At 57.7% G+C, this 1,086-nt stretch carries 1 protein-coding gene and 1 pseudogene; both read left to right on the top strand.

Annotation, left to right across the window (positions count from 1 at the left end; translation table 11 throughout):
* A partial coding sequence (locus CXQ94_RS22780; RefSeq protein ID WP_104092571.1) for a DUF6318 family protein occupies positions 1-611 on the top strand: 611 nt, incomplete at its 5' end.
* Positions 608-1,086 (top strand): annotated as a pseudogene (locus tag CXQ94_RS21335) (hypothetical protein); the annotation flags it as partial. The gene CXQ94_RS22780 and the pseudogene CXQ94_RS21335, both read left to right, overlap by 4 nt.

The following is a 1,086-nucleotide window of genomic DNA, read 5'->3' as shown; positions in this document are numbered from 1 at the left end:
CCATCACAGCACTGCTCCTGATCACAGGCTGCACGAGCCTTCAAGCAGAAAACCCGCCACCACTAACCACCAAACCCACCACCACCACAGCTACCACCAGCACGGCAACCCCACCCACCCCGGCCCCGGCCTACACGCCCGCTACGGCCGACGGCCCAGCACAAAACGTCCCCACCCCGATCCTTCCCGAGAAAGCCAAAGAATTCTCCAAAGAAGGCCTCGAAGCCTTCGCCCGCCACTGGTACACCACCCTCGGCTACGCCTTCGAAACAGGCGACCCCGCCCCCATGATGGCCATCACCAACCCCGACTGCAAAACCTGCAACGCAATGAAGGACGGTGTGACAAGTGGCCATGCTGATGGAAAGTGGATCGTCGGCGGACAAATGACGGTCGTATCCATGGATAGCACCTTCAAACAGATGCCAGACGAAACGTTTCAAGTAGTAGGCATGGTGCGGCAACAGCACGTCATCTACTACAACGCCGACAAATCAGTACGAAAAGACTTAGGCGTAAAAGTCGCTATCGCCGACATCGTTGTCGGGAAATACGCAAATGGCCACTGGACAGCAATTACGGTTGAACACCTTCAAGGTAGTAAAAAATGACCAGGCGGCTGGGTCCATTCTTGCGACAGGCAGCAGCCGTCATGTCCCTTACTCCAGTTCTAATGGTCGCGATCGCTGGCCCGTCCGGTGCAGATAGTTCGGACAACACGCCAGATTGGACTGATCAGGGCATCGACGTCGACAGATGGGACCAATTGCCAGGAGACACCAATCAATATGGTCAGTTGCCCTCCCAAGGCCCTGCCGACCCGTTTATCTACGAGTACCGGCTCGCCTGCACCACCGAGGACCAATCCATGTTTCCACTCTGCGCCGCGAACATGATCCAATGCACAGCCGCCGCAGACGGCACACCCGTCTACTGGTACAGATCACTGCAAGCAGCGAACCCACCGTCGTGGTCATTCGCCAGCGGCCCGGTCTGCATCTACTCCGAGAAACCCCGCGACATCCTCGCCGAAATCGCCGCCCAAATCAGCCACGAATTCCAACAAACACCCATCACCCCCGCCAC

Source organism: Arthrobacter sp. GMC3 (assembly GCF_002929305.1).
Lineage (GTDB): Bacteria > Actinomycetota > Actinomycetes > Actinomycetales > Micrococcaceae > Specibacter.
Note: the sequence above shows the minus strand (reverse complement) of the source record. Positions and strands in the feature narration are given on the sequence as shown.